Source organism: Clostridium sp. (assembly GCF_029267215.1).
In the GTDB taxonomy this organism is placed as follows: Bacteria; Bacillota; Clostridia; order Clostridiales; family Clostridiaceae; genus Sarcina.
This window is the reverse complement of the sequence record NZ_JARIDH010000001.1, coordinates 1-2,845: the sequence shown is the minus strand read 5'-3', so window position 1 is coordinate 2,845 and position 2,845 is coordinate 1. Positions and strand designations below refer to the sequence as shown.

The window sequence follows — 2,845 nt, the reverse complement described above, 5'->3', positions numbered from 1 at the left end:
AACAAAAATTGTTAAGGAGGGAAGAAAAGTGCCAAGAAAAGGACATATTGCAAAAAGAGATGTATTACCAGATCCAGTGTACAATTCAAAAGTTGTTACTAAGTTAATAAATAACGTAATGGAAGATGGTAAAAAAGGAGTAGCACAAAAAATATGCTACGATGCTTTCCAAATAATCAGTGAGAAAACTGGTAAAGATGCTATAGAAGTATTCGAGGAAGCAATGACCAACATAATGCCTTTAGTAGAGGTTAAAGCTAGAAGAATAGGTGGTGCTAACTACCAAGTTCCAATAGAAGTAAGACCTGAAAGAAGACAGACATTAGGTTTAAGATGGCTTCTTGCAGCTTCAAGAAAAAGAGGCGAGAAGTACATGAGAGAAAGATTAGCTGGAGAATTAATGGATGCAGCTAATAATACTGGAGCAGCTGTTAAGAAGAGAGAAGATACTCACAAAATGGCTGAAGCTAACAAAGCATTTGCTCATTACAGATATTAATATAATGGAACTGTTTTGGCTTAGAGCCAAAACAGTTTTGTTGAATTTAAAAACACTATACGTTGAGAGGAGGAGTCACAATGGCTAGACAATATCCATTAGAGAAATTCCGTAACTTCGGAATAATGGCACACATAGATGCTGGGAAAACAACAACTACTGAGCGTATTCTTTTCTACACAGGAAGAAACCACAAAATAGGTGAAACTCACGATGGAGCTTCAACTATGGACTGGATGGCTCAAGAGCAAGAAAGAGGTATAACAATAACTTCTGCTGCTACAACTTGTTTCTGGAAAGGTTATGAGTTAAACATAATCGATACTCCAGGACACGTAGACTTCACTGTTGAGGTTGAAAGATCATTAAGAGTACTTGATGGAACAGTTACTGTTCTTGATGCTAAGAGTGGGGTTGAGCCACAAACTGAAACTGTTTGGAGACAGGCAGATAAGTATAGCGTTCCAAGAATGATATATGTAAATAAAATGGATGCTACAGGAGCTGACTACTACAACTGTATAAACACAGTTAGAGAAAGATTACAAGCTAATGCTGTTGCAATTCAAATTCCAATAGGTCAAGAAGATCAATTCCAAGGAATGATTGACTTATTAGAGAATAAAGCAATCATTTTTAAAGATGATTTAGGAAAAGAAATGGATATAACTGATATTCCAACTGATTTAGCTGATAAAGCTGAAGAGTACAGATCTGCTATGATAGAAGCTATAGCTGAAACTGATGAAGAGTTAATGATGAAATACCTAGAAGGTGAAGAGTTAACTTTAGAAGAATTAAAAGTTGCTTTAAGAAAAGCTACTATAAATAATGAAATAATACCAGTTATTTGTGGATCATCATATAAAAATAAAGGTGTTCAACAAATGATAGATGGTGTTGTTGATTACTTACCATCTCCTTTAGATATACCTGCTGTTAAAGGTACTAACTTAGATGGAGAAGAAGAAACTAGAGAAGCTTCAGATGACGCTCCAATGTCAGCTTTAGCATTCAAAATCGCTACTGATCCGTTCGTTGGAAGATTAGCGTTCACAAGAGTTTACTCAGGAGTTTTAGAAAGTGGTTCATATGTATTAAACTCAACTAAGGGTAAAAAAGAAAGAATTGGAAGACTTGTTAAAATGCATGCTAATTCAAGAGAAGAAGTAGAATCACTAGAAGCTGCTGAATTAGGAGCTGTAATAGGTCTTAAGAATACAACTACTGGAGATACTTTATGTGCAGAATCAGCTCCAATAATACTTGAAAAAATGGAATTCCCAGAACCAGTTATATCTATAGCTATAGAGCCTAAGACTAAGGCTGGTCAAGAAAAAATGGGTATAGCTTTATCAAAGCTAGCTGAAGAGGATCCAACTTTCAAAACTTGGACTGATCAAGAAACAGGTCAAACTATCATAGCTGGTATGGGTGAGCTTCATTTAGATATCATAGTTGATAGATTACAAAGAGAATTTAAAGTTGAGTGTAACGTAGGTGCTCCTCAAGTTGCTTATAAAGAAACTATCAAGAAAGCTGTTGAAGCTGAAGCTAAGTTCGCTAGACAGTCTGGTGGTAGAGGACAATACGGACACTGTAAGATAGAAATGATACCAACTGAAGGAGAGTATGAATTCGAAAATGCTATCGTTGGAGGAGCTATTCCAAGAGAATATATACCTGCAGTTGATAACGGAATTAGAGAAGCTTCAGAAAGTGGGATAATCGCTGGATACCCAGTTATAAACTTCAAAGTAAGATTATTTGATGGATCATACCATGATGTTGACTCATCTGAGATGGCATTCAAAATAGCTGGATCTATGGCATTCAAGAACGCTATGGCTAAAGCTGATGCCGTATTACTTGAGCCTATAATGAAAGTTGAGATAACTGTACCGGAAGAGTACATGGGAGATGTTATAGGTGATGTAAACTCAAGAAGAGGTAGAATGGAAGGAATGGACTCTAGAAATGGTGCACAAATTATAAGAGCATTTATACCACTATCAGAAATGTTTGGATATGCAACTGCATTAAGATCAAGAACTCAAGGTAGAGGAACTTATGCGATGGAATTTGATCACTATGATGATGTTCCAAAGAGTATTCAAGAAGAAGTTGCTGGCAAAAAGAACAAGTAATTAAATTGGAAATTAAAGAAGCTTTTTTATTAGGGCTTCTTTAATAGATAAATTTGTATATAATATTTTAAATAAAAGGAGGAATTTGCAATGTCAAAAGCAAAATTTGAAAGAAGCAAACCACACGTTAACATTGGAACAATCGGTCACGTAGACCACGGTAAAACAACATTAACAGCTGCTATAACAACTGTTTTAG

General features: G+C 35.5%; 3 protein-coding genes. All 3 read left to right on the top strand.

Going from position 1 to position 2,845, the window contains the following annotated elements; genetic code table 11:
• Positions 1–28: 28 nt before the first annotated feature.
• Positions 29–499 carry a 30S ribosomal protein S7 gene (gene rpsG, locus Q1K13_RS00015; RefSeq protein WP_300346351.1) on the top strand — a complete coding sequence of 157 codons (471 nt, stop codon included), beginning with the start codon at positions 29–31 and terminating at the stop codon, positions 497–499.
• A gap of 80 nt (positions 500–579) precedes the next feature.
• Positions 580–2,646 carry an elongation factor G gene (gene fusA, locus Q1K13_RS00010; RefSeq protein ID WP_300346346.1) on the top strand — a complete coding sequence of 689 codons (2,067 nt, stop codon included), beginning with the start codon at positions 580–582 and terminating at the stop codon, positions 2,644–2,646.
• A 90-nt stretch (positions 2,647–2,736) separates the two neighbouring features.
• Positions 2,737–2,845: GTP-binding protein (locus Q1K13_RS00005; protein WP_208337970.1), on the top strand; the 109-nt coding region annotated here is incomplete at its 3' end.

Coding starts and splice junctions, on each gene's coding strand:
- fusA (WP_300346346.1), top strand. CDS start 580: ATGGCTAGACAATATCCATTAGAGAAATTCCGTAACTTCGGAATAATG.